General features: G+C 53.9%; 25 protein-coding genes. 21 read left to right on the top strand and 4 right to left on the bottom strand.

From position 1 onward, the window contains the following. Nucleotides 1–3 precede the first annotated feature (3 nt). The 13 genes from M2108_RS05500 to M2108_RS05440 all read left to right on the top strand — a co-directional run bounded on the left by M2108_RS05500 (nucleotide 4) and on the right by M2108_RS05440 (nucleotide 15,635). Nucleotides 4–738 carry a hypothetical protein gene (locus M2108_RS05500; RefSeq protein ID WP_481856851.1) on the top strand — a complete coding sequence of 245 codons (735 nt, stop codon included), beginning with the start codon at nucleotides 4–6 and terminating at the stop codon, nucleotides 736–738. Next, nucleotides 735–1,946: a glutathionylspermidine synthase family protein gene (locus M2108_RS05495; protein WP_277468013.1), complete on the top strand. Its 1,212-nt coding sequence runs from the start codon at nucleotides 735–737 to the stop codon at nucleotides 1,944–1,946. The genes M2108_RS05500 and M2108_RS05495 overlap by 4 nt, the downstream gene beginning before the upstream one ends. A gap of 31 nt (nucleotides 1,947–1,977) precedes the next feature. Then, complete coding sequence (locus tag M2108_RS05490) at nucleotides 1,978–2,607, top strand: hypothetical protein (RefSeq protein ID WP_277468314.1); 630 nt, start codon at nucleotides 1,978–1,980, stop codon at nucleotides 2,605–2,607. After that, nucleotides 2,604–2,996: a DUF350 domain-containing protein gene (locus tag M2108_RS05485; RefSeq protein WP_090715615.1), complete on the top strand. Its 393-nt coding sequence runs from the start codon at nucleotides 2,604–2,606 to the stop codon at nucleotides 2,994–2,996. Before M2108_RS05490 ends, M2108_RS05485 begins: the two co-directional genes overlap by 4 nt. A gap of 79 nt (nucleotides 2,997–3,075) precedes the next feature. After that, complete coding sequence (locus M2108_RS05480) at nucleotides 3,076–4,089, top strand: potassium channel family protein (protein WP_277468014.1); 1,014 nt, start codon at nucleotides 3,076–3,078, stop codon at nucleotides 4,087–4,089. A gap of 211 nt (nucleotides 4,090–4,300) precedes the next feature. Then, complete coding sequence (locus M2108_RS05475; protein WP_277468015.1) at nucleotides 4,301–5,452, top strand: glycosyl hydrolase family 8; 1,152 nt, start codon at nucleotides 4,301–4,303, stop codon at nucleotides 5,450–5,452. Between the two features lie 18 nt (nucleotides 5,453–5,470). Further along, nucleotides 5,471–7,006: a glycan biosynthesis hexose transferase WsfD gene (wsfD, locus tag M2108_RS05470; protein WP_277468016.1), complete on the top strand. Its 1,536-nt coding sequence runs from the start codon at nucleotides 5,471–5,473 to the stop codon at nucleotides 7,004–7,006. Next, entirely contained in the window at nucleotides 7,003–8,562 is a 1,560-nt protein-coding gene (locus M2108_RS05465) for a hypothetical protein (RefSeq protein ID WP_277468017.1), read from the top strand. Before wsfD ends, M2108_RS05465 begins: the two co-directional genes overlap by 4 nt. Nucleotides 8,563–8,582: 20 nt before the next feature. Continuing rightward, the gene (locus tag M2108_RS05460) at nucleotides 8,583–9,833 is read left to right on the top strand and encodes a glycosyltransferase family 2 protein (RefSeq protein WP_277468018.1); all 1,251 of its coding nucleotides are present in this window, start codon (nucleotides 8,583–8,585) and stop codon (nucleotides 9,831–9,833) included. 39 nt (nucleotides 9,834–9,872) lie between these two features. Then, complete coding sequence (locus M2108_RS05455) at nucleotides 9,873–11,972, top strand: cellulose biosynthesis cyclic di-GMP-binding regulatory protein BcsB (RefSeq protein WP_280776911.1); 2,100 nt, start codon at nucleotides 9,873–9,875, stop codon at nucleotides 11,970–11,972. Then, nucleotides 11,962–12,816 carry a diguanylate cyclase domain-containing protein gene (locus M2108_RS05450; RefSeq protein WP_277547154.1) on the top strand — a complete coding sequence of 285 codons (855 nt, stop codon included), beginning with the start codon at nucleotides 11,962–11,964 and terminating at the stop codon, nucleotides 12,814–12,816. The genes M2108_RS05455 and M2108_RS05450 overlap by 11 nt, the downstream gene beginning before the upstream one ends. 98 nt (nucleotides 12,817–12,914) lie before the next feature. Continuing rightward, complete coding sequence (locus M2108_RS05445; RefSeq protein ID WP_277468021.1) at nucleotides 12,915–13,703, top strand: SDR family oxidoreductase; 789 nt, start codon at nucleotides 12,915–12,917, stop codon at nucleotides 13,701–13,703. Nucleotides 13,704–14,060: 357 nt separating this feature from the next. Then, nucleotides 14,061–15,635: a histidine kinase N-terminal 7TM domain-containing diguanylate cyclase gene (locus M2108_RS05440; protein ID WP_277468022.1), complete on the top strand. Its 1,575-nt coding sequence runs from the start codon at nucleotides 14,061–14,063 to the stop codon at nucleotides 15,633–15,635. Between the two features lie 95 nt (nucleotides 15,636–15,730). Here the strand turns inward: M2108_RS05440 and M2108_RS05435 are convergent, their stop codons facing one another. Then, complete coding sequence (locus M2108_RS05435; RefSeq protein WP_277468023.1) at nucleotides 15,731–16,780, bottom strand: copper amine oxidase N-terminal domain-containing protein; 1,050 nt, start codon at nucleotides 16,778–16,780, stop codon at nucleotides 15,731–15,733. Between the two features lie 185 nt (nucleotides 16,781–16,965). Between M2108_RS05435 and M2108_RS05430 the strand changes: the two genes are divergently transcribed. The 6 genes from M2108_RS05430 to M2108_RS05405 all read left to right on the top strand — a co-directional run bounded on the left by M2108_RS05430 (nucleotide 16,966) and on the right by M2108_RS05405 (nucleotide 20,546). After that, nucleotides 16,966–17,679 (top strand): HAD family hydrolase, encoded by a 714-nt coding sequence (locus M2108_RS05430; RefSeq protein WP_277468024.1) that lies wholly within the window; start codon nucleotides 16,966–16,968, stop codon nucleotides 17,677–17,679. 90 nt (nucleotides 17,680–17,769) lie between these two features. Continuing rightward, a complete protein-coding gene (locus M2108_RS05425; protein WP_277468025.1) occupies nucleotides 17,770–18,876 on the top strand; it encodes an MBL fold metallo-hydrolase in 1,107 nt (368 codons plus the stop codon). 99 nt (nucleotides 18,877–18,975) lie between these two features. Beyond that, a complete protein-coding gene (locus M2108_RS05420) occupies nucleotides 18,976–19,254 on the top strand; it encodes a hypothetical protein (protein WP_068721445.1) in 279 nt (92 codons plus the stop codon). A gap of 304 nt (nucleotides 19,255–19,558) precedes the next feature. Next, nucleotides 19,559–19,759: a cold-shock protein gene (locus tag M2108_RS05415; RefSeq protein ID WP_019914790.1), complete on the top strand. Its 201-nt coding sequence runs from the start codon at nucleotides 19,559–19,561 to the stop codon at nucleotides 19,757–19,759. A 126-nt stretch (nucleotides 19,760–19,885) separates the two neighbouring features. After that, entirely contained in the window at nucleotides 19,886–20,116 is a 231-nt protein-coding gene (locus M2108_RS05410; protein ID WP_090715594.1) for a cold-shock protein, read from the top strand. 181 nt (nucleotides 20,117–20,297) lie between these two features. Then, nucleotides 20,298–20,546, top strand: coding sequence for a hypothetical protein (locus M2108_RS05405; protein ID WP_277468026.1), 249 nt, complete (start codon nucleotides 20,298–20,300; stop codon nucleotides 20,544–20,546). A 73-nt stretch (nucleotides 20,547–20,619) separates the two neighbouring features. On the opposite strand, the gene M2108_RS05400 is transcribed toward M2108_RS05405, so the two are convergent. After that, on the bottom strand, nucleotides 20,620–22,005 hold the full coding sequence (locus tag M2108_RS05400) for an MATE family efflux transporter (protein ID WP_277468027.1): 1,386 nt from the start codon (nucleotides 22,003–22,005) through the stop codon (nucleotides 20,620–20,622). 275 nt (nucleotides 22,006–22,280) lie between these two features. On the opposite strand from M2108_RS05400, the gene hxlA reads away from it, so the two are divergent. Then, a complete protein-coding gene (hxlA, locus tag M2108_RS05395) occupies nucleotides 22,281–22,913 on the top strand; it encodes a 3-hexulose-6-phosphate synthase (protein ID WP_277468029.1) in 633 nt (210 codons plus the stop codon). Nucleotides 22,914–22,919: 6 nt separating this feature from the next. Further along, on the top strand, nucleotides 22,920–23,474 hold the full coding sequence (hxlB, locus tag M2108_RS05390) for a 6-phospho-3-hexuloisomerase (RefSeq protein WP_277468031.1): 555 nt from the start codon (nucleotides 22,920–22,922) through the stop codon (nucleotides 23,472–23,474). A 355-nt stretch (nucleotides 23,475–23,829) separates the two neighbouring features. Here hxlB and M2108_RS05385 read toward each other — a convergent pair whose 3' ends face one another. Next, complete coding sequence (locus M2108_RS05385) at nucleotides 23,830–24,150, bottom strand: cupin domain-containing protein (protein ID WP_277468032.1); 321 nt, start codon at nucleotides 24,148–24,150, stop codon at nucleotides 23,830–23,832. Nucleotides 24,151–24,222: 72 nt separating this feature from the next. Then, entirely contained in the window at nucleotides 24,223–26,802 is a 2,580-nt protein-coding gene (locus M2108_RS05380; protein WP_277468034.1) for a heparinase II/III domain-containing protein, read from the bottom strand. Nucleotides 26,803–26,842 lie beyond the last annotated feature (40 nt).

The following is a 26,842-nucleotide window of genomic DNA, read 5'->3' as shown; positions in this document are numbered from 1 at the left end:
GAAATGATTGTGGAAAATGATGAGAAAAGGGCAAAGGAGCCTGCCCGGGACAGCGGCGGGCCCCGATTGCTGAACGCGGAAGGCAAGCCGCTGCGTGTTCTGTCTACCTCTCTGGGCATCGCCCTGCTGGCGAATGCGATGTTCGTTCCCGGGGGCGTTCACGCCACCGGCGGGGGCACAGGCAGCGAGCCGCAGCTGGTATCGTGGTCGACTGAAGAGGTCAAGGCCTATTTTGACGCAAATGTCGACTGGAATATTCCTTATCCGGAGGAGAATACCGAGGAGACCGTGCAGGAGGGAACCGGCGTTGTTTCTTCCGGCGGAACGACGGTGATCAACAATTACGGGGGATACAGTAACGGCTTCGGCTGGGATGACCTGCTGCTGTACCATATGCTGTTTAACAGCGGATCCAACTACTCCTCCAGAGGCTGGTATAATGACCGGCCCACTTATTACGGAGGCACCCGGACCACCTATAAGCCGCCGACGTATAACAGCGGAAGCTTTCAGAACAAACAGGTCACCGGGTCAGTCGTTAAACCGAAGACATCTACATCCTCGACCGGCTCGATCACCCGCAGAGGCTCCTCCTCGGCCGGCGGCGTGGGCGGCAAATCAAGCGGACTGGGCTCCTCGTCAGGCTCAAGCAGCAAGTCTAGCTCATCGGTCAAATCCGGGTCCTCGAAGAGCTCATCCTCCAAAAGCTCAGGCCGAAGCAGCGGATTCGGCGGATGAGTCCGGAGAACAGCGTTTTTCAGCTGCTGGACCAGTCGGGCCTGGAGCGTGCGCCGCGGGTAGAACGGCTGCGTGAGCTGGGATTCACGTGGGCAGATCTTGAGGAAGAGGAATACTGGCTTGACGCCATTGCTGTCATGTCCGCAGAGACTTACAGGGATTTGGCCGATGCCTCGGAGAAGCTGTGGGGAATTCTCGATAAGGCGGTGCGCTACGTCCACCGCAGACAGGATTTATATGAGCTGCTCGGCATTCCGCCGGTACTGTGGCAGATGCTGGATGATACACCGCTGCCCGAACCGGGACTGATCAGCCGGTATGCCCGGTTTGATTTTGCCGTAGCGGATGACGGGACCATCAAGCTGCTGGAGCTGAACGCGGACACGCCGACAGGATATGTGGAAGCGTCCATCGCAACGCCGTGGATCTGTGAACAGGCCGGAATCGGAAGTCCGAACGGGGAAATGAAAGAACTGCTGGCTGCGGCCTGGGGCCATGAGCGTCCGGACACCGCTGCCTGTGTTGCTTACGGCACCCACCAGGAGGATTCAGGGACCATTGAGGCGCTTGTACGCCATAGCGGCCTGGATATAAAGTGTGTGGACTGCCTCGAGCTGTGGATTGATAACGGCAACGTGTATGACGGGCAGAACCGGCGTATTGAGCGGATGTTTGCCTTGTATCCCAAGGAATGGATGGCAGTAGATGAAGGCGGCGATGCGCTGGCCTACGCCGTTGAGACAGGGCGGCTGCAGCTGTTCAACGGACCGCATAGCATCCTGCTGCAATCCAAGGGCCTGGTTGCCGCCGTATGGGGCATGTATGAGCTGGGGCTGCTGTATACGGAGGAGGAGAGGCAGGTAATCTCCCGCTATGTTCTGCCGACGTACAACAAGCCGGTATTCTCAGGAAACTTCGTGTCCAAATCGGTATTTGGCCGCGAGGGCGGATCTGTACGCCTGTTCAATGACAGCGGCCAGCTGGAGCTTGCGGACGAGGAGGGCTTTGACAGCAGTGTCTTATTTCCGACCGTATATCAGAAAAGGGCAGAGCTTGCCCGGATCCATACTTCCGAGGGTGAGCTTCACCTGCTGACCGGCATGTTCGTAATTAACGGGAAGCCCTGCGGGCTGCTCGGGCGGGCTGGCGGACCGATTACAGGCAATGCCAGTCATTTTATTGCGTTAGGAGTGAGTGAGCTTGAATAGGAATAGAGGGAACATGGGGCGGACTGCAGGAATGGCAAAAGCCCGGCTGGCAGCGATGCTTGGCATGCTGATGATTGCCGTGCTGCTGCTCGGCGCCTGCTCCAGCAATGAAGACAGTGTATTTCACACCGGAACTTCAGCGGAGACCACGGACAGTGTGTCGCGAGTGCCCTGGGATTACCGGGTGGTAGAGAGCACGGTGGGCGATCTGATCGGCAGTGACATGACCGTTTTGCCGGATAATGAGCTGCTGCCCAACGACGGGAACTATGCTACGGGCGACAAGATCTGGACACTGCAGTTCATGGATGCCGAGATGACGACCACTGCCGACCAAAAGAATGAGGTCCGGCTGTCTGAATGGATGACGCTTAAATCGTATCCTGACCAGAAGACCGCTACAGAGGATCTGAAGAACCTGAAGGTATCGATTACAACCGATGTTGACCTTGTCGGGGTATACAAAACGAAATACCAGGAGAAGACAAGAAACTTTGCGGTGCTCGAACTGCCTTCCGGCAACCGGATCAAGCAGCCGATAGATGACGAGCGCTACAAGGCACTGGAAAAGGCCAAGACAGCTTCAGTGGTGCTGGAGGAAGTGCATGATTTTGCCGATTATGATTCGGCTTATGCGAAATTTCGGGGGTGGGCGAATTGACGATAGTAATTAATCTGGTAGTCAGTGTGTTAACGATTATTCTGCTGCAGGTGCTTGGCATGGTCGTCTTTACGCTGATGACGCCATTCAAGGACATGGAGGAAATCAAGAAAGGCAATGTCGCAGTAGCACTGGCGCTCGGCGGCAAATTCCTGGCTACAGCGATCATTCTTGGTGTAGCGGCATATACAAATACGTCGATCTGGCATATGATGCTGTGGTTCGCTGTAGGGTATGTCTGCCTGATTGCGGCGTACTGGATCTTTGAGCTGTTCACTCCGGGCTTCAGGATATCGGAACAGCTGCAGAAGGGGAACACGGCTGTGGGAACCATGCTCTGTCTGGTATTTATCGGAACGTCCTTTGCGGTAAGCAGCCTGATTATCTGACAGCTTGGCATTTATCTGCGGCTGTCCGCCGTCTATAAACCGGCGGCGGCCACATTAACTAGGGAAGAGGGGCGGGCAGGTGCATTTTCTCCTCAAATTATCCGGCAAGCTGATTGCATTGAATCAAAAGACCATTGCTGCCATGATCCTGTGCTTTGTTGTGCTAAGCGCCACGATTGCCTATGCACTGGAGCCTGACACCTTTAACAGCTGGTTTAATGCGTTCTACTGGGTCATGACGACAATGTCCACTGTAGGCTATGGTGATTATTTTGCCGCTACGCCTTCAGGCAAGGTATTTACGATATTTCTGTACATCTTCGGCATCGGCCTTCTAAGTCTGGTGATCGGTAAGGTTGTCGAGGCAATGGGAGAGATACAGAGAAGGAGAGGGGCTGGAACCTTGAGCTTTCACGGGACAGATCATGTGGTGCTGATTAACTGGAGCCGGAAAACACAGGCAGCCGTGGATGAAATTCTGTGTTATGCGCCGAAATGCCAGATTGTCATTATTGACGAGACCGGCAGGCATCCGCTGGAGCAGATGGAGCAGGTGCATTTCATCAGCGGGGATGCCGCAAGCGATGAGATTCTGCTGAAGGCCAACATCAGCGGAGCGAGAGCGGCAATTGTATTCAGTGACATCCGTATTGATGAGGCTTCGCTGGTTGACGGCAAATCGCTGTTGATTATTTCCAGTATTGAGCGGATTGCTCCGCAGGTACATACGACAGTTGAGATTATGCAGGAGAAGCATGTCCAGAATTTCCGGCATGTCCAGGTGAATGAATTTGTACTGTCGCACGATGCCGTTTCCAGGCTGGCTGTAAGATCGGCGCTGCAGGAAGGCAATTCGGAGGTAATCAGCCAGCTGCTCAGCCGCGAGCATGGGGATGACATCTATGAGGTGCCGGTGAATGCAGGCTGGCGGACGTATGGAGAGGCTTTTCAGGCGCTGCTGCTTCAAGGGGCCACCCTGCTGTCAGACCGCGGTGATCTCGGAATCAACCGCAAGCTGGATCAGCCGATTCCGCCGGATGCCAGATTGTATATCGTGTCAGATGAAGAAACGTACCGCAGGATTAAAGGTTAACTGTTCTCATACATTAGAGCTGCCCGGGTTAGGCATAACCTGCAGGCAGTTTTTTTGCGTCCGGAATCGTTTTAGGTCCGTGAAAAACTAGGAAAAAGGAATCATTTCATTGTTTCGGCACAAAATGATGGGAAAAGGATTCAACTTTGTGACTTATTTTACCGTAATATAATTATCGGCAAAAAATCCCTTTATGTAGAGGAGTAATGGTTTGGATAGAGGACGCAGCACACTTCTGGTCTGTCTGATGTTTATGGTCTTACTGGCTGGCTGCAGCAACAAGGCGCAGCCTGCACCTTCAGCGAGTACAGCGGCTTCTTCTTCCCCGTCACTGGCTCCGGTCCGGCCGTCTGAAAGGAATACTGCGGACATACAGAAGCTGTATAGCTTTATCGACAAGCAGCTTACCGGTCCCTATGGGGTGTATACAAATCTGCTGGAAACTGATCAGTCCGCAGAGGTGGCAACCGGCCATGAGATCCTTAGTGAATCTGCCTCGCTAATGATGCTCAGTGCCGTCCGCAACAGGGATGCCGGGCGGTTTGCCGGAGAGTGGGCGCTCGCCAAACGGGTCTTCGCCATGGAAGGCGGGTTCAGCTACCGTTACAGCCCCGAACGGGATAAGCAGTATACGGTTAATGCCGCAGTGGATGATCTGCGGATGATCGGGGCCTTATATGAGGCCGGGGAGGTTTTTGATAATCAGGAATATAAAGATGAAGCCGCAGAGTATTCCAAGAAATTTTATAACAATAATGTTAAGGATGGCTATATGTTTGATATATACGACAATTATTTCCACAACAACAACGGGTTTATAACTTTGTGTTATATTAATCTAAGTATTTTGCGAAATTTGTCGATTAGTAGCGAATCGAAAGGTATTTTGTTGCACAATATGAGCGAAATCATTGAGGGCGGGTATCTGTCCGATTCCTTTCCTTTCTACGAGACGAGATTTGATTATGCATCGGGAGCTTACAGCTCAGACGGTATTAATACAGTAGAATCGCTGCTCAGCATTTTGAATCTGACCGAGGTCGGCCGGCAGAATCCGGAAAGCCTCCGTTTTATCAGAGAACAGGTCGCGGCGGGTACGCTGTACGGGCAGTATACGCGTGACGGCAAGCCGGCGAATGATATACGCTCCACGGCGATCTACGCGCTGGCAGCCATGATTGGTGCAGCTGCCGGCGATGATACACTCTATGCGGACAGCATCCAGCGGATGAATGAATTCAGAGTTACGGACCCGGCAAGTCCGCTGTACGGCGGATTTGGGGACACGAATACCGGACAGGCATACTCTTTTGACAATCTGATGGCGCTGCTTGCCTATTCCTACTCCTCCAAAAACGAATGATAACGAAGGTGAATCCGCTTGATCTACAACACTGTTAAGACAACATTGCGGCAGAGCGTTATGCTTGCCGGCTTCCGCTCCTCCCCGGCCTTCGTTGCCGCCTTCGGGGTGCTGCTGATCACAGTGATCGCCTTGTTCACGGCTCCCTATATCGGGATGGCCGATAACGGCGACTTTTTCCGGAATATATACAGCAACGGACTCTATTTCAGCCAGCCGGATTACGACAGCCAGTACTTTGGCTATTTCGTGAAGCAGTTCGGCATCTATCAATACTATAACGAAAACGGGGCGACACTCGACTCGTCCCAGTCCCTGTTCATCAGTCTGGCCATCGGCCTGAACAAGCTGCTGTTCAGCAGCACGGTGTTCGATATCCGGTTTCAGGCGGCCATTTATACCCTGCTCTACGTTGCAGCCGTTTATCTGCTGGTGGAAGCCATTACGTGCCGCATGACCCGCAAACAAGGGATGTTATGCGCCCTTCTGGCTATTTTTGTTTTTGGTGATACGGGGTACACCGCCTATTTCAATTCTTTTTATAGCGAGAGCATTGTACTGATCATGATGCTGTACGTGTTTGCCGCATGGCTGCTGCTGTACCGCAAGCGGTACAATGATTATATTCTGCTGGCCCTGTTTGTCATCAGCGGGCTGCTCCTCACAACCTCGAAACAGCAGAATGCCCCGGTTGGCATTATTCTGGCTGTCCTCGGGATTATGCTCCTATGGGTAAGAAAGGACCGGCTCTTCCGTGCAATGACGGTGATTTCACTGGTGCTGCTGTTTGCAGCCGGAATCGGCACCTACTTGAACATTTCGAAGGAGTTCGTCAATATCAACCAGTATCATGCGATGACCCGGGGAGTGCTGAAGGATTCTGCCAATCCGGAGACCTCGCTGAAGTCCTTCGGGATTAATGAACAATACGCTATCCTGAAAAACAATATTTACTATGAGCAGTACGGAACGGTCGATGTCAATTCACCGGTTCTGGAGAAGGACTTCTACAGCAAATACGGATTTGTCTCGATCCTGAAATATTATCTTACGAACCCGGACCAGTTCAGCTCCATTCTGGATGTGGCTGCCCAGAGTGCATTTTCCATTAAACCGGCAGCCATGGGGAACTACGAGGAAGCAGCGGGCAAGGAATTCCGGGCCCAAAGCCACTTTTTTGCCCTGTATAGTCTGCTGAAGGGGATTCTGGCTCCAAAAACCTTCGGCTTCATCCTGCTCTGGATGGCGCTGGTGACCGGACTCTATATGCCATCCTTCGTCAAAGCGCTCAAGGCTCGGGATTCGCGGGGGATGCAGCGGATGGCACTGATTATAGCCAGTATGGCAGTGGGCTTGTCCGGGATCATGGTTTCCATTATCGGGGCGGGCGACGCGGATATCTCGAAGCATGAATTCCTGTTCACCCTGGCCTTTGATCTCGTATCCGTTCTGGCCCTGTCCGGTGTGATCGGACGCAGCGTTTCCGGCAGCCGTGAGCCTTCGGCCGGTATGGCTGCCCGTATGCCGAAGGTGCAGAAGGGAGTAAGCGCATGAGCACCTGCAGACAAGGACTGCTTTTGCCTTTGCTGCTGTTGTTGACCGTGCTGCTGCAGCCTGCAGCCCAGGCAAAAGCGGCTGCGCCGCAGACAACTGCGCCGCAGCCTGGAGTGCTGCTGCTGTATGACAGCCTGGCTGCAGGGACTCCGCGCGAAGGAAATGTGCGGGATCTGGAGCGCCTGCTGGCCGCCTATTCTGTCCAGGTGACCGTGGTTTCGCTTGATCGTTATGAACAGGGGGCCATGGAGGCATACGCCAGGGTTATTACCGTTATTAACGACCCCAGACTGGCTGCCGGCTCATCCTATGAAGCTGACATCGACCATTACCGGGGGCAGTACCTGCATATCGGGTATAATCCGCCCGCAGGACTGCAGCGGACTATGCAGTTGTCTTCCGGTCTGATTGAGGAGGGAAGCGCCGGGCTCTCGGTTGGCGCTTTCCGGGTACCGGTTATCAAGCTGCAGCAGGTTCCGTATATTGCAGCTGGAAGAGCGGAGAAGACTTACGGCAGTCTGACGCTTCCGGGTACGTCCGATAACGTTCCATATGCTATAAACTCAGGCAGCTACACCTATGCGCCTTATCTGGACACAGGCCATGCCGGCAGGCTCGCCATGGCTTATGTGCTGAAGGATTGGCTGGGAGCTGCTGATGCCGCGGAGTCTTATCTGGTTATTAACGAGATTTATCCGTTCTCGGATCTCGCCCTGCTGGAGAAGCTGGCCGGAAGACTGTATGATGCCGGGATTCCGTTCATTGCCAGCGTGCGCCCGGTATTCAGCAATACGGACTTTCCGGCCATGCAGCGTTATCTGGATGCGCTCAAGGTAGTGCAGTCCAAAAACGGGAGCATTCTGGTCAATGCTCCCGTTGTAATGCCTTCCATTAACAGCAGTGATCACACGCTTGGCGATAAAATGAGCAGCTTTATTAATCTGCTTGCAGAGAACGGCATTGCGCCGCTGGGCATGGGGGCGGACCTTTATTGGACCTATGATAAGGAGTATTCCTCGGCCGGCATGAAGTTTTTTGACTCGGTCGTGCTGTTCCCGGACGAAAATGTGATTCATATGGAGAAAACCAATGTTTCCGCCGCCTTCACATCCTCGCTCTACAGCATGACGCCTGATTTTCTGGCGGACCTTACGCATGAAGGCAAAGCCATGCCGCAACTGCCGGTGGGTACAGCCGTGACCCTAAACCTTCCGGGGGATGAAGCGGGACTGGAGGCGCTGCTGCAGACGGTGGAAGGCTACTGGATCACCTTTGCCGATTATAAGCAGGCCGCGCACAAGACGGTTACAGACAACTATAGCGTTACCTCCGCTGACGGAGTGCTCAGAGTGAACGGTGAAGCGCTTAATGTAGACTATGTTCCCGAGGTAGTAAGCAGTGATTTTCAATACAAAGAAGAGCAGTACCAGAGCTTTAGAGGGCTGTTCAGTGTGCAGAACCAGTTTTTTATCGTTGTTATTATTATCGCCCTGCTGTTCTTCGGGGGATTGCTGACGGTCGGCTACAGGCTGTACCGCCGGAAATATTTGAAATAAAGCTTGGTCAGGAGGCTGACATGACGATCTCGGACGTGCTGATGGTAATTGCGGTGATCTGTATCTGGTCGCTGCTGCTGGTCAATGTTGCCCTGATTATTGCCGGGTATTTGTATTACATTCAAACGGAGCGGGAAGAGGTTCCGGAGATCAAGGGTGAATATCCGTATGTGACGATCATGGTTCCTGCCCACAATGAAGGTGTAGTAATCAGCAAGACTGTAGAATCACTGCTTGCGCTGGATTACCCGCATGACCGCTATGAAATCATTGTCATTAACGACAATTCCTCGGATAACAGTGCCGTGCTGCTGGGAAATATACAGAACAGATATCCGGGACGCAATCTGCTGATCATCAACACCGATTCCGTTACCGGAGGCAAAGGAAAGTCCAATGCGCTGAACATCGGCTTTACCCGCAGCAAAGGGGAGCTGATCGCCATCTACGATGCCGACAATACGCCTGAGCGGACGGCGCTGAAATATCTGGTTGCCGAGATCGTCTCCGATCACCGGCTCGGCGCAGTCATCGGCAAGTTCCGGACACGCAACCGTGATGCCAGTCTGCTCACCCGGTTTATTAATATAGAGACGCTGTCTTTTCAGTGGATGGCCCAGGCCGGACGGTGGAAGCTGTTCAAGCTGTGCACGATTCCGGGGACCAACTTTATTATGCGCAGGTCCATTGTAGAGGCGATCGGCGGCTGGGATGTCAAAGCGATTGCCGAGGATACCGAAATCAGCTTCCGCATTTACATGATGGGCTACCGGATCAAATTCCAGCCGAAGTCGGTCACCTGGGAGCAGGAGCCGCAGACGGTAAAGGTCTGGTTCAAGCAGCGGACCCGCTGGGCCAAAGGCAATGTCTATGTCATTGTCAAAAATCTGCCGCTGCTGTTCGACCGCTCCGCCTCCAAAATCCGCTTTGATATTCTGTACTATGTGTCGATTTATTTTCTGCTGCTGATCTCATTGATCACTTCTGACCTGCTGCTGGTGCTGCATGCGATGGGATACGTACATACCACCATTGCCGGCCTGAGCAGCTTTCTGTGGCTGCTGGCTATTGTGCTGTTCGTGGTCGGGATTTTTGTCACTCTGACGACCGAAAAGGGCGAGATGAGCTTATCCAATCTGGGCATTATTCTGCTGATGTATGTTTCTTACTGCCAGCTGTGGATGGCCGTTGCCGCATATGGAATGTATAACTACCTCAAGGACGTTATTTTCAAACGGGAAGCCAAATGGTACAAAACCGAGCGCTACTAGGCGCTGGTGGAAGAGAAATAAGGGACACAGGAGATTCGGATGATGATAAAAAAACAGATAATGTTGCTTACGCTCTGCCTCGCTCTTTTCCTGTCTCTGCTGCCCCCGGCTTCTGCAGCCGCAGTGCTTCCCGGTGCCGGCAGACTGACATATGAAACCTCCTTCACCGGCACGGATACTGCGCTTTCCGGCGGAGCAGCATCGCAGCAGTTTTTTACGGTGATGGATTACTGGAATGTGGAAGACGTAAAGATCAACCTGCACTTTCAGGTTTCGCAAATCACAAGGGATCAGATGTCAAGCATAACGCTGTCACTGAACGGTATCCCGTTCCACTCATTCCGGCCGTCGCCTGCGAACAACGGGGAGCAGATTATCAGCATTACTGCGCCTAAGGGCTTTTTGAAAAAAGACAGCAATACGCTGACCCTTCAGGGCGATCTGAAAACGGCGGCAGACAATAATCAGGTGTGTTACGTGGACAATTCGCCGGACAACTGGCTTCATTTCTTCAATACCTCAAGCATAGCGGTAACCTATAGCACCAAGGCGCTTACCGGCGGTATCAGCGATTTCAGCGAACGGTTCTCCGGCATTGATAACGTGAAGAGCGGCAAAAGTCTGATTACCGTACCGGCGGGGGCTTCCGGTGCTGAGCTGGAGGCGGCTACTTATGCTTTGTCGGGCTTCGCCAAAGAGAATGCGCTGACAGACAAAACGATCGGTATGCTCCCTTACCGGGAGGATACTGTGAAGGACAAGAATGCGGTCGTGCTGGTGGCCATGTACGGCCGTGTACCCGCTGAGCTGAAGCAGCAGCTTAGTACAGAGGAGGATCTGGGCACGCATGCGCTGATCCAGCTGGTAAATAAGGACAGCCGGCCGGTGCTGGTCGTGACTTCGCAGGATGAGAGCCTGCTGATCAAGGCAGGGAGAATGGCGGCAAGCACCGAGCTGATGAGCCAGCTTGCAGGTGATCTGAAGGTGATCGATGACGCTGCGCAGGTGGACGATCCGGCGGGCAGCATCAGCTCGGATGTAACGCTCACCGAATCCGGCGACAAGCTGTCCGGCCCGAACCACCGGGAGCAGACCTATTTCGTCGCCTTGCCGTCCAACCGGTCGATTGCCGACGCCGGAAGGATCAGCCTTGATTTCCGCTATGCCGGCAATCTCGACTTCTCGCGCTCACTGGTTACCGTGAGCATTAACGGTACACCGATCGGCAGCAAAAAGCTGGCGAAGGAGCTCGCCAACGGCGATACGCTCACTCTGGCAGTGCCTAAGAATCTCAATATCTCCGGCAATTTCTCGGTTACGGTAGCCTTTGATCTGGAGATGGAAAACGCTGTCTGCACCCCGAATACCGAACAGATGCCGTGGGCGTACATCGATAAGGAATCCCTGCTGCATCTGAATACCAAGGACCGGACAGACCTGCTGTTCAATAACTATCCGTATCCGTTTCTGCGGGACGGCATTTATAATCATGTAGCGGTGGTGCTGCCTCAGGAAATGGATGACTATGCCTATCAAAGCCTGGCAAATGTCTTCAATCTGCTGGGACAGTATTCGGAAGGCAATACCGGTGACATTCACTATTACACTGACGAGGTCAGTGCAGATAATCTGAAGAATAACAACATCCTGGCCGTCGGCTCCTATCAGAACAACAGGGTTATCCGGGATAACAATGATAAGCTTTTTTTCCGGTACAGCAAGGACGGGACAACCTTTGTTTCCAATGAAAAAATGAGTATTGAAGAGCAGTATGGCTCAGCTATTGGAACGCTGCAGCTGGTGGAATCTCCTTACGGGAACGGCCGCGGCTATATGGCGGTTACGGCGGTAAATGCCGAGGATTATTATCTTGCTTCCCGGCTGATTGCCAGCGAAAAGGACAAGTGGAAGGTATTCGGCGATGCTGTGGTTGCGGACAAGGATGGTAATGTCAGTGCCTACCGGTTCAAGACCGATACAGGGGCACAGCAGGATTCGGCGCTGGAGCAGATTGTGCAGCGCAGCGATGTGCTTAGCTTCGTCGTTGCTGTAGTCCTTGTAATTGCCCTCGTACTTGTAGCTCTGCTTCTGCTGCTCCGCAAACATATGAAGAAACGTGGTGATAGACGTGAGACGTAACCGCAGCAGTCTGGCTTCAGACCTTGGCTTCCTCGGCTTTCTGGTGCTGATGTTCATCTGTGTTGTGTTTATCGCCGGTTCCGGCAGCGGATATATGCAGAATATCATCATTCTGAATATCGCTTTCCTGCTGGCGCTGGTAACGTATTTCACCACGGTAACCGCAGGGCTGACGCTGAACCTTGCTTTTATCTTTATCTACGGCCTCTTTACTGTATACCAGACGGTATCAAGGGGAGAGACGATCGGGGTCAGCACATACTTCTGGCTGATTATGGTCCCCTTAATTACAGTGATGCTGTGGATCTTCACCTCAAGCTCCAGGGAGCTGCAGGCGGAGAATGAGCGGCTGAAGAAGACAACCGCCAATCTGGCTGCGGTGGATGAGAATACCGATCTGCGCAATAGCATCGCTTTTCAGAAGGACGCCAGCCTGTTTACGGGGATTTCCACCCGCTACGGTATTCCGCTGACGCTTCTGGTCATTAAGGTAAAGTACTGGAGCGAGATCCGACGGCTCATCCCGGAGGAGCAGCTGTCCGAGGCGATCTATGACGTCTCCCAGCTCAGCCAGTCCAGTATCCGCACGAACGATGCACTCTATCTGCTGGATAAGGATGATGCGACCTGGGGGCTGCTGCTCTTTACGGACCACGATGGTGCGAGGATTGTAATCGAACGCATCAAGCTCAAGCTTCAGCAATTGAATGAAAATGAATTCTCCGGCAAATACAAGGTTAATCTTGGACTTAAGATCGGAGCTGTACAGTATGATGCAGCGGCGATCGAGAGTCCGCTGGACTTCATTGTCCAGGCCAAGAAGCAGCTGGAATACGATGTGTAAAGGGGAAGCCGGACTGGATATCCGTTACGCTCTCTTTTACAATTGGTGTATCCCGCTGCAGACGGCCGGCGGAACTTGAACCAGGAGGCGGAAAAGAGATGGATCTAGGTCTGGCAGGCAAATCGGTATTTGTAGCGGCTGCGAGCAAAGGACTGGGACTGGCTACTGCGCTGGAGTTCGCGCGTGAAGGGGCTAAAGTGACGATAGCAAGCCGCAGCCAGGCGCAGCTTGAAGCAGCTGCGCAGCGGATTGAGGCGGAGACCGGCGCGGAGGTGGCGATGGTGGAAATGGATGTTACAGACCCGGAGGCGGTACGCGAGGCCATTGCTGCTGCGGCTGGATGGGCCGGGGGCATTGATGTGCTGGTCACTAATGCCGGCGGGCCTCCGGGCGGGGGCTTCTCCGATATGGCCGACAGCGACTGGGCCGGCGGCTTCGAGCTGACGCTGATGAGCACGGTGCGGCTGATCCGCGAGGCGCTCCCCTTCTTGCGCGCAGCGGGAGGCGGAAGAATTGTCACGATCAGCTCCGCATCGATCAAACAGCCGATCGACGGGCTGATTCTCTCCAATGTGTTCCGCGCCGGCGTTCAGGCGCTGAACAAGAGCCTTGCCGCCGAGCTGGCGCCTGAGCGCATTCTGATCAATACGCTCGCCCCCGGGCGGATCAGCACGGACCGGCTGACCCAGCTGGACAGCAAGCGGGCCGAGGCACAGGGCCGGGCGCTTGAAGAGATTCAGCAGGCCTCGCTGAAGAATATCCCGCTTGGCCGGGCAGGGACGCCGGAGGAATTCGGAAAAGCGGCGGTCTTCCTCGGTTCTTTTGCCAATACGTATATCACCGGGCAGACGCTGCTGATTGACGGAGGAGCGGTAAGATCGCTGTAATGCTGCAGCCCATTTATGTTTGAACGGCGGCTTTTACGGGTAATGATAAGCAGGTGGGAAGTGGAAGCCATCAATTAACGGATGGAACGGCATGTAATGTGTATTCCGAAAGGTAGTTGATTACCCATGTACTATCTGAAAGGGAAACGGAAAACCAAATCGAGATTTCGTCGGTTGTTTTCAGGATTTGTCCCCTAGCAACTGGAAACTGGCATAACTAAATATTCGCTTCTCACCTTTAATATGACCCTCCGGGCTGCCCGCAGGGTCTTTGTCTATTTTGGGCAGAAGGTTCAATTGTGAACAGGAGTAGGATATAATAAGGCAAAGCAATTACTATATTAGGAGAAATATGACATGCCGTGGATGCAGGGTTATCCCTATTATTTAATTATGGGCAGTGTTCTAAGTCTCTACATGGGCGTCAGCTCCTTCCGGTACCGCAATACACCGGGAAGGCGTTACTTATGGATCCTATTGCTGCTGGTCAGCGTAATTTTTGCGGCTGCGGCCGGGGAAATTCTCGCGGAATCCTTCCGGGCCAAGCTGTGGTGGAGGAATATTCAGCAGGCTCCGCTGTTCCTGAGCACCATTTTTACTTATGCTGTAATCAAAGAATACATATCACGTTCATCGGACGGGCTGAACAGGCGGCTGGCTCTTTTTTGCATTCCGGTAGCTCTTTATGTGCTGCTGATTTTTACTGATTCGTGGCATCATCTGATGCGTAACGGGGTAAGTATGAATACTGTGGCGGGTGTGAGCGGAATTGTCGTACATCCCACCGCTCTAAATATGGCGCTCATTGCGTATGACCAGCTGTTTGGCGTATACGCGGTTTTTCTGCTGGCCGTTTCCCTGCAGAGCGCGTCCAAATATCATTTTAAATGGAATGTCCTCATGCTGCTCAGCCTGCTTATCCCCATCGGGTCTATCTTTCTGCTGCCGTTGCTCAAAATTACAATGACCGGCTTCATTGCATTTACCTATCTGCCTCCGGTGATTGTAGGTTATTTCTCCATGTTCCGCGACCCGGAGCTCTCTCTCTACCCCAAGGTAAAGAAGCAGATTATCGAAAATATGAAGGATGGCATTGTGCTGACCGACCGCTTCAACAATATCATTGATATCAATGAGGCCGGGGAGCTTATGCTGTCCGCGCTGGCTGAGAGACCTGAGAAATCATGGCTCGGCAAAAATATTTTTCTGCTGCTGGAACGCTACGGTGAGGTGGCGGTACATTATTATCAGCGGCTGGAGGGCCAGTTCGAAATTGATGTCCCCGGTACGGACGGATCCTGTTATGGCCTGTCCCTGATTACCACTGAGCCGGGACCAGGGATGTCTGCGGGTATGCTTATTGTATTCAGTGATCTCAGTGAGAAAAAAAGATATGAGCGTGAGCTCCTCTATCAGGCTACGGTGGACGATCTGACCGGACTGTATAACCGCAGGCATTTTATGCGGCTGATCGAGAATTATGCATTGCACAATGAAGCGGGGATAGCCTTGCTGCTGTTCGATATTGATGATTTTAAGCTGATTAATGATACCTATGGCCATATGGCCGGAGACCAGGCGCTGATTGATTTCTCGGACAAAATACTCCGGATGTACCAGAACAGGGGCATTGCCGGACGCATCGGAGGCGAGGAATTTGCTGTCTGCTTCTTTGCAGACAATGAAGAAGCTGCACTCGCGGAGGCAGAGAGGTTCTGCAGCGAGGTGTCCCGTCATCTTGTCAGGCTCGACAGCGGCCAGCGGATCAGTCTGACGGTCAGCGCCGGCATTGCCTTTACGAAAGACAGCGGCGCAACGTTTGAAATGTTATACCGCGAGGCGGACGAGGCGCTCTACTTATCCAAGACCGGCGGCAAAAACAAAGTTACACTGGGACGGCAGCCAGCCTTACGGGAGGCCCGCAGCCTGTAGCTGAATGGATATGGTTCCGGCATGTGCCCGAATGTAAAAAACCGCTGACCCTGTCAGGATGACAAGGGACAGCGGTTCTTGCTGCTGCTTAACTTTTACTGCTGCTGTGCTGGCAGAATGACAATCTTCCATGCTGTCCCGATAGCCGGGAAGCTTCTGGTCAGCATCGGGCCGTAGAAGCCGATGACCTTTGCGCCCTGGACAATAGCGTCAGCCTTGGCAGGCTCGCCGCTCTCATTGACGATAGCAGCATCAGCAGGCAGGCGGAGCACGATTTCGCTTTGCGAAATTTCCGTCAGGCCGGTACCGTTAATCCGGATCAGCAGCGACCCGTCCTGCGAGGTGTTTATACTTTCTACAGTACCTTCTGTACCCAGCAAACCTTCCGGCTGTGCGGAATCCAGGACGGTAATCTGATAAGCCGGCGTCTGCGGCGGCAGGCTTCTTGTAGAGAACAATGCATGCTCAGCCTCAATGGTCATACCGATCTGCAGGTCGGCTACAGTCAGCTTGGTGCCGTCTGCCTTCAGGAGAACCGTATCTTCACTTAAGTTAAGTACAAGGCCGGAGGTGCCGGTTCCTTTAATCTGAATGGACGGAAACTTTGCGTCGGCATTAATAGCAGTAATAACACCATTCTCCGTCATATGCTCTATGGCTGAGGCGATCACGATTTTTTGTCCCTCCACGGATACAGTCTGATGCAGTACTTCGCTCACAAAGGAAACGGGCACAAACAGCTTGTTCTCAAGCGTCTGCGGTGCTGCTCCGAGCGTAGTGGACATTTTATTTACGGTGTAGCGGTTCTCACCGCTCTTAACAGTTGTGAAGATATTGCCTTTGGTCACTTCTGCCGTTTTACTGGACTGGTTCCAGGTTAGGTTGAAGCCCAGGGCTTCTGCAACCGCGCGCAGCGGCACAAGCGGCTCTTTGGCAGCTGAAGGCTGAAGGCCTTGTTCTGTGAGGGCTGAGCCGTTTAATTCAATAGTAAATGTTTTGGCGGCGGCAATGGTACTTGTGCCTGCAGCCTGCTGCGTTTTGCCTGTACTCAGGGAAGTAACCACAGGAGCGGCCGAAGCAGCTCCGGTAGACAGGGCCAGGGATAGGGTTAAAAGAACTGCGCTAGTTTTCAGTGTGGTTTTCATCGTTGTGAGCTCCTTTGGTTGAGTTAATCAGGTGTTTGTCATGTATCAAACGGCAGCGGCCTGAATTTTGTTGCATATATATTCAGCTTGTCTGTTTATTTGTAGTACAATAGGGATGTTTATGTCCGGAATTCCGGCAGATCAGGCCGGTGATTCAGAGCGGGTAAGGAAAGGGGAGAGCAGGTATGTACGACACATATATCTTTGATTTGTACGGTACCCTGATCGATATTGAGACAGATGAAGAGCACAGTGAGGTATGGGAACGGCTGTCGCTGCATTTCAGCTACCAAGGGCTGAATATTAATGGAGCAGAGCTGAAGAAGCGGTTTCTGGCAGAACGGGACCGACAGCTTGCCGCTGCGGCCCGGCACTGTGAGTTCCCTGATTTCGTTATGGAGGAGGTCTTCCGGGAGATAGCCCGGGATTTGGGCGGTGATCCCGGACAGGCCTGGCTCCATGAAACCGTACGCTGGATGCGGACCTTATCCATGATTCACATTTCTCTGTATGATGGTGTGGCGGAAATTCTCGGGCGGCTTAGAAGCAGCGGCAAAAAGGTCTTCCTGCTCTCCAACGGCCAGAAAACCTTTATCGAAGCAGAGCTGACGATGCTGGGCATCCTGCATCTGTTCGACGGGATTGCCATCTCCTCAGAGGCAGGGGTCAGCAAGCCTGATCCGCTGTTTTACCGTTATCTGACCGACAATTACGGTGCGGATCTGAGCTCGGCAATCATGATCGGTAACGATCCCCGCACGGATATTGCCGGAGCGAACGCAGCGGGTATTGCTTCCTGTTATATAGAGACGGCCTCCTCGCCGCGCGGCCTTCCGGTTAACAGCACGGTTCAGATCCTGAACGGTGATCTGCGGCAGATTCCCGGCTGGAACGGATAGGGCGAGGGCGGGCAGTACATTTGCCGGGCCGTGTGCAGCGCCGTATAATATGTCCATGATCTTAATTCAGCAGGAGAGAAGGACAAAAGGATGACCGTTATTATTATCATTGCAGCGTTAATCCTGGCGCTGATTGCCGCTGCATATATCGTTATGAGCCTCTATCCGGCCTTTGGCGGCCGGGCCTCAAAGGCCGAGTGGGAACGGACAAGCCGCTCGCTTCAATACCGGCAGGGAAAGTTTGTCTATCCCTTTGAGACGGCCGAAGCCGGGAGCAAGCCGGAGGGCGGCCTCTCGATTCTCAGGGATTTCCTTAAGGGTAATCCCAATTCCAGGCCGAAGCAGCCGCTTCAGCCCGTACCGCTGGTGGCCGGCTCTATCCGGCAGAGCAGGGATACCCGGGCCACCTGGTTCGGCCATTCGGCTGTACTGCTGGAGATTGCAGGGGCCGCCATCTTCCTTGATCCGATGCTGGGCCGGGCACCCTCTCCGTTTCCGTTCATCGGCGGCAAGCGTTACAGCAGTCAGCTGCCGGTTGAGCTGAACGAGCTGCCGCAGCTGGATGCCGTTGTACTGTCCCATGATCATTATGACCATCTGGATTACGGGACAATCCGGGCGCTGCAGCAGAAAACAGCATTGTTCATTGTCCCGCTTGGTGTAGGCGCCCATCTGAAGCGGTGGGGCATAAGCGCAGAGCGTATCCGCGAGCTGGACTGGTGGGAGGAGACTTCCTTTGCCGGGCTGACACTAACCAGCGCCCCTGCCCGGCACTTCTCCGGGCGCAGCCTGCTGGACCGCAATACTACACTGTGGTGCTCCTGGGTGATCCAGGGAGGACAGGATAAAGTGTTCTTCAGCGGAGACAGCGGCTACGGGCCGCATTTTGCAGAGATCGGGCAGCGGTATGGCCCGTTTGATCTGACGCTGATGGAATGCGGGCAGTATGACCGGCGCTGGGCAGATATTCATATGATGCCGGAGCAGACCGTCCAGGCGCAGCTCGACCTGCGGGGCAGGCTGATGATCCCGATTCACTGGGGCGCCTTCACCCTCGCCATGCATGACTGGACTGATCCTGTAGAACGGGTGCTGCGCGCGGCGCAGCAGCAGGGGCTGCGGCTGGCTACGCCGAGAATTGGCGAGCCGGTTCAAGTAGGGACTGACCTCTACCCTTCTATCCCCTGGTGGAGATGAGGCAGGAGCATCGGGGACAGCGGTATGCTACAATAGATATTCATGGCGCATGCCTGCGCTATTTTCAGATGATGTAATGCTAAGGAGTGACTGAACATAATGAGCGATAAAGTAAATGAACAAGAACTGCTGGAGGTGCTGGCCGCCAAGACCAAGGTCGATCCTAAGCTGATTAAGCTGGTACTGAAGCATGAGCAGACCTTTATCAACAATGCCAAAGCCAACAGCAAGGGTGAGGTTGATATTGATAATGATGATCTGGTCGATTATGTGACTGCCCAGCGCGATGTAAAGCTGGACGAGCTGACCGTTGAAACCATCCTTGATGCCGAAATGGATTATCTGATGGACAAAGGTCTTGCCGGCTATATTGATTAGAACGCAACACCGGGCCAGGGGGGGGGGGCTGCCACAGGGCCGTGAATTCCGGAGTCACAGCAGCTTTCTTGGGCCGTTTTGTACGGCGTATTTAGTTTTTTCGAATTAATTATAAAGTTTGTTTGCTTTTGGAAAAGTTATGTGATATGATGTTGTTAATCATAAATTTAACCCCTAATTCACATATTGGAAAAGGTTATCATTTGTGCTTATGAACCTTTTCCAATGTGTGAATTTTTATTTATTCGTACAATACGTAAGAATAAAAGGACATGTGTTAAATAATCTATTGGAGGTAATACAAATGCAAACAGGTACAGTTAAATGGTTCAACGCAGACAAAGGTTTCGGTTTTATCGAGGTTGAAGGCGGAAGCGACGTATTCGTTCACTTCTCCGCAATCACTGGTGACGGCTTCAAGTCTTTGGACGAAGGCCAACGCGTTGAGTTCAACGTAACTCAAGGCGCTCGTGGACCACAAGCCGAAAACGTTGTAAAACTGTAATACGCTGACAAGCAAAGAAGCTGTCCTTAACATCTGTTGAGGGCAGCTTTTTTTATAAGCCATCTGCCTTAAGTTTCTGTATGGATTCAACGAATCATTAGATTTTAACTTGAGGAGGGTTTATTCATGTATTTCCGTAAAAAAGCACAGGAAGATTTACCGCAGGAGTCTACAGCGATCTGGTCATGTACGAAAGAGGGCTGCACAGGCTGGATGCGTGACAATTTTGCGTTTCAATATGTCCCGACCTGCTGGCAGTGTAATTCGCCGATGTCCCGCAGTATGAAGATTCTGCCCATGCTTGTGAATACGAATCACGACATGAAAGCAATCAAAAAGGGCATTTCAATTAAATAAGCTGCAAACCGACTGGCCTGTTCCTTCAGAGGAGCAGGCTTTTTGTGATGATTATTGACATTAGGGGCGTACTGGATCATGATTGGAATGCGGGACGGAAATTACATTAATAGAAAATAATTCAAATGTGGAGTTTATGCAGAGACACTCTCTAAAGTAGGACTAGGAAGGGGAGAAGCCGGTGTTCATTAAAGTTACGCTCAGGGTGCTGCTCGGAATTGTGATCGTCATAAATATTTTGAATTTCAGCTATAAAAATCCGTTGCTGTTTATCATCACTTGTGTGTTAGGTATAATGGTTGCTTGTCTGGACCTTTACCATGAGTTTACCCGTAAGAAGGTAATCACCTATATGGCAGGTACTGTCTCCCTGATTGTGTGGTATGTGGCGATCGACCAGGGCTGGATTACGGCTCTTACTTTTATTTAATCCGGTTATGATGTACATAAAAAGGCGGCCCGTCAGGCACATATACCTTGGCGGGCCGCCTTGTGTTTATAGATCAGTGAGCTGCGGCAGGTGCAGGAGCCACCGGCTGCGCATCAGCATCATGCTGGATCAGGCCGTGCTTTTCCCAGGCTCTGCTCTTCCAGCGGAAGTACATAATAACGGCTCTGACCCACTCGTCAAAAGCGGTGGCAATCCAGACCCCGGCCAGTCCCATATTCATCTGGAACACCAGCACGTAGCCGAGCGGCAGGCTCATGCAGACCATGGAGATCAGGCCCATGTAAACCGGGAACTTGGCGTCACCGGAGGCGCGCAGGGAGTTAATAATAACCAGATTGCAGGTGCGGCCCGTCTCCAGGAAGAAGCTGAGCAGAATGACCTGCGCACCCATCACTATAATAGACTCATTATCGGTAAACAGCCCGAACAGCGGCACACGGAACGCGATGATAATGACATCGATAACGACCGTTACGAGCAGCGCCCATTTTACACTGGAGAACACCCGGCTGTAAGCCGCCTGTGTCTGCCTGGCTCCTACCAGGTGACCGACAATAATGGAAGTGCCCATTGATACAGCTACACTGAAAAGATAGATGTAATTGGAGATATTCAGCGCGTACTGGCGGGTAGCCATGGCTTCAGCGCCAAGATAAGTGATGTAGAGCGTGAACACGAGCTGACAGGACTGATAAGTAATCGATTCAAAAGCGGCCGGGATGCCGATTTTGAGGATTTGCATCACGTATTTTTTGGACAGGGAGGTATAGTAGCTCCACTTGACCTTTACTTCCATGATCTGATAGAGCAGCAGGAAGAACAGGACGAGGCAGATCAGCCGGCTGGCTACCGTTGAGATGGCAGCTCCCTGCACGCCAAGTGCGGGCAGTCCGAAATGTCCGTAGATAAGGATATAGTTACCTACTACGTGAATCACGTTCATGAGCAGCGAAACCATCATCGTCTGCTTGGTGAAGCCATAGGTACGGATGGTAGTAGCCAGCGCATTCAGCAGTGCCTGCAGGAAAATCCCGCCGCCGACAATATTCAGGTAGACCTTGGCATGAACGAGAATATCGCCCTGAACATTCAGTGCAGTCAGCAGATTCCCGCCGAATAAAAGCAGCACTATACTGAGAACAATACCTACGAGCAGGTTCAGGGTGACGGCATTGCCGGTGACATTTGCCGCCTCCAGCGGCTTTTTGGAGCCCAGATACTGGGAGACGACGATGGCCGCACCATTGCCGATCACACTAAGGATCAGAATCGCCATAGCGATAATCTGATTGGCCGCCCCAACCCCGGATACCGCATCATCCGACACGGAGCTGATCATAAAGGTATCCACACTGCCCATAAGCATGAACAGGAATAATTCAAGGAAAATCGGCCAGGTAAGCTTAACAAGATTGAACTGTTGGTCTTTCGTTTTCATCTATGCACCTCTTCGGATCATTGCTGAGAGTCGTTTATTTTCAAACCTAATGTATGTTAGCACAGCTTTTATGAAATTGCAGTATTTTTCGTGAAAATAATGAAAGGATTGGTGGGATTTCTTTCAAATGTACTATTAGCTGAAGCCATGAATGATCCAATAGTATCCTACGGGTAACTACATCACGGGAAAGTGCCTACTTCCTTTTTTGACTGCATGAACTTACACTAAGTCCAGTACTTACAAAAATATATCGAAAAAGGAGCCACTATATAATGAAATTGCAATTAGCGCTTGATCTTGTTGATATCGCTGGAGCCAAGGAAATCGTGTCGGAGGTTGCTGAGTTTATTGATGTCGTTGAAATCGGAACTCCAATTGTTATTAACGAGGGGCTGCATGCGGTAAAAGCGATCAAGGACGCTTTTCCGGCGCTGACTGTGCTTGCTGACCTGAAAGTTATGGACGCAGGCGGCTATGAAGTGATGAAAGCCGCGGAAGCAGGCGCGGACATCGTGACCGTGCTTGGCGTATCCGATGACTCCACTATTAAAGGTGCTGTAGAAGAAGCGAAGAAAACCGGACGCGAGATCCTGGTTGACCTGATCAACGTTAAGGATATTGCCGGCCGCGCTGCTGAAGTAGACGCGCTTGGCGTTGACTATGTCTGCGTTCACTCCGGTTATGACCACCAGGCTGAAGGTAAAAACTCCTTTGCTGACCTGAAGGCGATCAAAGGTGTGGTTAAGCAGGCCAAAACAGCCATTGCCGGCGGCATCAAGCTGAGCACCCTGCCGGAAGTAATTGCAGCCGGACCTGACCTTGTTATCGTTGGCGGCGGAATTACCGGGGAAAGCGACCAGAAGGCGGCGGCAGCTGAAATGAAGCGCCTCGTTAGCCAGGCGTAATTCTTTATGGATACCGCGGGCTACGCACAGGAAATTGTAGGGGAGCTGCAGCGCTCGGCGGCGGAGCTGGATGCCGGCGGAGTGGAGCAGTTCGCTGAGCTGCTGCAGCGGTCGGGCAAGATTTTTGTAGCCGGAGCCGGCCGCTCGGGCCTGATGGGCCGGGCGTTCGCCATGCGGCTGATGCATGCCGGCCGGGCGGCGTATGTCGTCGGCGAGACCGTGACTCCGGGAATCGAAGCCGGCGATGTGCTGGTGCTCGGCTCCGGCTCCGGTGAGACGAAGGGCCTGGTGGCCATGGCTGAGAAGGCCAAGGCCATCGGCGCGTCAGTCGCGCTGGTCACCATCGCGCCGGAATCCACGCTTGGCAGGCTGGCCGATTACACCGTGCAGCTGCCGGGTGCAACAAAGGAGGCCAGCGGCGAGCGGGCCACCATCCAGCCGATGGCTTCGCTCTTTGAGCAGACGCTGCTGGTGTTCTACGATGCTGTCATTCTGCGGCTGATGGAATGGACCGGCCAGACCACGACCCAGATGTTCGGCAAGCATGCGAACCTAGAATAGAAATAACGCCTGTCCGGTGTATCCGGACAGGCGTTATTTGTTTTGTATGGCAGGCGCCGGGTGTTTAGGGCGGATGCCGCACTTTTGACTTAATTGCACTTTGTACAACTAAAACGCCTGTATTTTTGCCCTGTGCCCGTTTAGCTGCACAAAGTGCAGCTAAACTGGTGTTGAAAGCTGACTTTGAGCATTTTAGGCAAATTTAGTTGTACGGAATGCAGTTATGCGGCTGGTGCGAGTAAATAAGCAAAGTTTAGTTGTACAAAGTACAGTTATGTTGACAGCCGCGTTACCTGGACCACTCTGCGGGAGCCTGCTGAGCAACCTGAGTGGAGGTTCGCTGGCTTTTTTCAGCCTAACGCTTCAGCAGATCCTCGCGGATCGGAGTGAATACATCGAGCAGCGCCGAGTCAGCTTCAAGCGCGGTCACACCATGCTTGGCGCCTGACGGGATAGCAATACTCTGGCCGGCCGATACGGAATGCTCGGTGCCATCGATGCGGAAGATGAAGCTTCCGCGCAGGCAGTAGCTCATCTGCTCATGCGGGTGGCTGTGCTCGTAACCCTCGGCCCCCTTTTCAAAATGAACCTCCATCATCATCAGACTCGCCGCCGCGTTCAGAATACAGCGTTTTACGCCCGGCTCCGCCGGTTCCCATACTCCAAGGTTACTCATAATCAATTGCCTCCTTTAAGGTAGTTAAACTAATCTGTTGCACAAACTGCAATAGATTTACCCCGGGCTGCCTTAATGCGGTACAGCAATCCGGATTGCCCCCGGTTCAAGAACCAGGATATCGGAAGCAGCGCTATCAGCCGCACCGCTAGTCTGCTCCGCCGCAGCACCGCCCGCTCCAAGCACCCGGAGCGCCGCGCCGCCGGGAACACGGACCCGGCGGGCCTCGCCGGAGCCGTTGAGGGCGGCGACGCACCAGCCGCCGTCTGCGCGGCTGAGCTTATACAGCCGCACACCGTCCGCGGCGTCCGGGGACTCCGGCTCCAGCGGCTCCAGCCGGAGCCCGGCCGTCCCTTCGGCGTGCGGCTGCAGCAGCACGACATAGTCTTCGCCGGCGCGGGCGTGCACGCGGAAGTGCTGCTGCACCGCCAGCGGGTACGCTCCGCCGACCGCGCCCTCGCCAGCCGTGATGACCGGGCGGAGCGGCTCGGCGATCTGTGCCAGGAGCCGCATGCCGCCGAGGCCCGCGGCATCAATGGCCTGCTCCGTAATCTCTGCACCGCTGCTCAGCGTATGCAGATTCCAGACGCTCTCCTCCGTCGCCTGGGTCCGGTCCCAGACCAGGTAAGCATCGAAGCCTGCCTTGATGTACAGGAAGTGCCGCTCATACTCGCCGGCGTGTACATCGGGGATGAGGCTTCTTGCATAATCCAGCTCCTCCGTGAAGCTGACTTCCCGGCAGACGCTTTTCAGCGGGCCGTCCGCGTAACCGCCGGAGCCGTCAGCGAACTGCACGATATTGTGCGCCGCACCGGATACATACCAGTGCCGGTCCCCGTTGTAATAGCCGCCGGTCCCGGCATCGAGCGTCAGCGGCACCCCATTCGCCCAGATGGAGAAATGGCCCTCATCATGATGGGCGTGATAGGTCAGCGGGGATGCCTCGAAGATGGCATAATGCTGCAGGTTCTGCTCCCCGCCGCGGAAGATGACATAGCCGATGCCGGGGTAATGCACGGAGGCAAGCTCCGGCATCTGCTCCGGCAGCTCCGGCTGCGGATAGAGCAGGGCGACCAGCGGCAGCGGGAACGCGCCGGTATCCTGGACCGGTGCACCGCCGTGCTTCCAGGTCCAGACCATTTCCGCTGCCAGCTGCGGGTCCTCCTCCGCGTAGAAAGGGGCGGCGTAGCCGAGCAGGCGGAACCATTTCTCCTGCACGTTGGCATCGCCGACGGCCGGGGTCAGCAGCACGGGGGCACCGTCCGCACCGCCCTGGATAATGTCTTCCGCCGTGACGATGCCGAGCAGGAAGCGGTACATCGCCTTGACCTTGGCCTGGCGGAAGTAATCGGTGCCCTTCAGGCGCTTCAGCAGTACGAAGAACAGGAAATAACGGTGCAGCACAGCGCCGTGGTACCGGACATTCTCCGGCCATGCCCCGTCTTCGTCAACCACCTCCGCCAGCTGCCAGTCCACTACGGAGCAGGCATGCTCCAGATAAGCGGCACTCTCCGGCTCCTGCGGAAAGAGCAGGGCATATACGCCAAGACCGGTTGCCCGGTCGGCATTCCAGTTGCTGCGCATTCCTCCCTTCTCGTCAGGGAAGGTGGGCAGATCGAACCGGTAGTAGGCGGTGTCCATCATCATCGCCGCGATATAACGGAGATCGGCAAGCAGCGCTGCTGACTCTCCCTGGCCGACTGCCGGACTTGCAGCGATCTGGTCATAGATAACGGAAACGGCAGCCAGCCCGCGGCCGATATGAACCGCACCGTAGGTGTCGTCGTCATGCCAGCCGTCCCGGCGGAATATATCCATGCCCTGCCGCATATCGGCCAGCATGTACTGCAGCTTGCGCTTGGCAAGTCCCGCATACTGATCCCCGCCTGTTGCCATATAGAGGTTGGCATCTGCACCAGCCGCCTCCAGCAGATAGGCCCAGTTGGTCAGCGTGTGCCGGTTAAAGAGCGGCGATACCAGCTCTTCACCAAGCGGCTGTACGGCAGCATCTATGAAGATAACGCCGGCAGCAATCCCGCCGTTAACCAACGGCGATTCCAGACTCAGCTCGGTCTGAATGCCGTAATGGTCGCCGGCCGTTACCGGCAGCAGCTCCTCATAGCGCAGCACCGCCAGGCTGTCCTCCGCTTCATTCCGGATGCGTACGCACCGGACCTCTTCCTCGGCTGCACCGTCCGCCGGCGTTACACCGGAGGGCTGCAGGCCGCTCCCGCCGCCGGGAAGCTGCTCCAGCCGGACATGGCTGCCGATTCCCGGCTCCTGTGTCCACCCGTCCAGTCCGCGGCGGAAGCTGCCATTGTCCAGCTGTACAGGCAGGCCCAGCTGGGAATGCGTCAGCCGTACGCCGCCGATCCGGGCAACCCCCCGGCCCCGGATATGCACGCACAGCTTCAGCATGGCTGTACCGGCTGGAACCTTGAAGACGAACGGCTCGACCCGGAACACGCCGAGCCGCTGAAGCGGGGCCGCAGCCTCGCGCGCGGCAAACTGCCCGGACAGCTCCCGCTGTCTGGCGAATTCCTGCGCTGCTGCCGGAATACGTTCTATTCTGCTGCGGATTTCATTCAGCTGCCCATGATCATAGCAGCCGAAGGGGCGGATTTCTTCTGTACTCTTATATGCTGAATTCATTGGTAGATTGAGGCCTCCCTGTAACAGTCGGAATTCTGAT

The sequence above is a fragment of the Paenibacillus sp. PastM-3 genome (genome assembly GCF_029893965.1).
Taxonomy (GTDB): Bacteria; Bacillota; Bacilli; order Paenibacillales; family Paenibacillaceae; genus Paenibacillus_AQ.
This window is presented reverse-complemented; position numbering and strand designations above follow the sequence as displayed.

What these genes read in the sequence shown, in the direction of transcription:
- M2108_RS05380 (WP_277468034.1), bottom strand. Translation starts at nt 26,802, where the DNA reads ATGAATTCAGCATATAAGAGTACAGAAGAAATCCGCCCCTTCGGCTGC.
- M2108_RS05500 (WP_481856851.1), top strand. Translation starts at nt 4, where the DNA reads ATGATTGTGGAAAATGATGAGAAAAGGGCAAAGGAGCCTGCCCGGGAC.
- M2108_RS05490 (WP_277468314.1), top strand. Translation starts at nt 1,978, where the DNA reads ATGGCAAAAGCCCGGCTGGCAGCGATGCTTGGCATGCTGATGATTGCC.
- hxlB (WP_277468031.1), top strand. Translation starts at nt 22,920, where the DNA reads ATGGATACCGCGGGCTACGCACAGGAAATTGTAGGGGAGCTGCAGCGC.
- M2108_RS05445 (WP_277468021.1), top strand. Translation starts at nt 12,915, where the DNA reads ATGGATCTAGGTCTGGCAGGCAAATCGGTATTTGTAGCGGCTGCGAGC.
- hxlA (WP_277468029.1), top strand. Translation starts at nt 22,281, where the DNA reads ATGAAATTGCAATTAGCGCTTGATCTTGTTGATATCGCTGGAGCCAAG.
- M2108_RS05460 (WP_277468018.1), top strand. Translation starts at nt 8,583, where the DNA reads ATGACGATCTCGGACGTGCTGATGGTAATTGCGGTGATCTGTATCTGG.
- M2108_RS05425 (WP_277468025.1), top strand. Translation starts at nt 17,770, where the DNA reads ATGACCGTTATTATTATCATTGCAGCGTTAATCCTGGCGCTGATTGCC.
- M2108_RS05495 (WP_277468013.1), top strand. Translation starts at nt 735, where the DNA reads ATGAGTCCGGAGAACAGCGTTTTTCAGCTGCTGGACCAGTCGGGCCTG.
- M2108_RS05430 (WP_277468024.1), top strand. Translation starts at nt 16,966, where the DNA reads ATGTACGACACATATATCTTTGATTTGTACGGTACCCTGATCGATATT.
- M2108_RS05385 (WP_277468032.1), bottom strand. Translation starts at nt 24,150, where the DNA reads ATGAGTAACCTTGGAGTATGGGAACCGGCGGAGCCGGGCGTAAAACGC.
- M2108_RS05410 (WP_090715594.1), top strand. Translation starts at nt 19,886, where the DNA reads ATGTATTTCCGTAAAAAAGCACAGGAAGATTTACCGCAGGAGTCTACA.
- M2108_RS05465 (WP_277468017.1), top strand. Translation starts at nt 7,003, where the DNA reads ATGAGCACCTGCAGACAAGGACTGCTTTTGCCTTTGCTGCTGTTGTTG.
- M2108_RS05435 (WP_277468023.1), bottom strand. Translation starts at nt 16,780, where the DNA reads ATGAAAACCACACTGAAAACTAGCGCAGTTCTTTTAACCCTATCCCTG.
- M2108_RS05455 (WP_280776911.1), top strand. Translation starts at nt 9,873, where the DNA reads ATGATGATAAAAAAACAGATAATGTTGCTTACGCTCTGCCTCGCTCTT.
- M2108_RS05400 (WP_277468027.1), bottom strand. Translation starts at nt 22,005, where the DNA reads ATGAAAACGAAAGACCAACAGTTCAATCTTGTTAAGCTTACCTGGCCG.
- M2108_RS05415 (WP_019914790.1), top strand. Translation starts at nt 19,559, where the DNA reads ATGCAAACAGGTACAGTTAAATGGTTCAACGCAGACAAAGGTTTCGGT.
- M2108_RS05420 (WP_068721445.1), top strand. Translation starts at nt 18,976, where the DNA reads ATGAGCGATAAAGTAAATGAACAAGAACTGCTGGAGGTGCTGGCCGCC.
- M2108_RS05440 (WP_277468022.1), top strand. Translation starts at nt 14,061, where the DNA reads ATGCCGTGGATGCAGGGTTATCCCTATTATTTAATTATGGGCAGTGTT.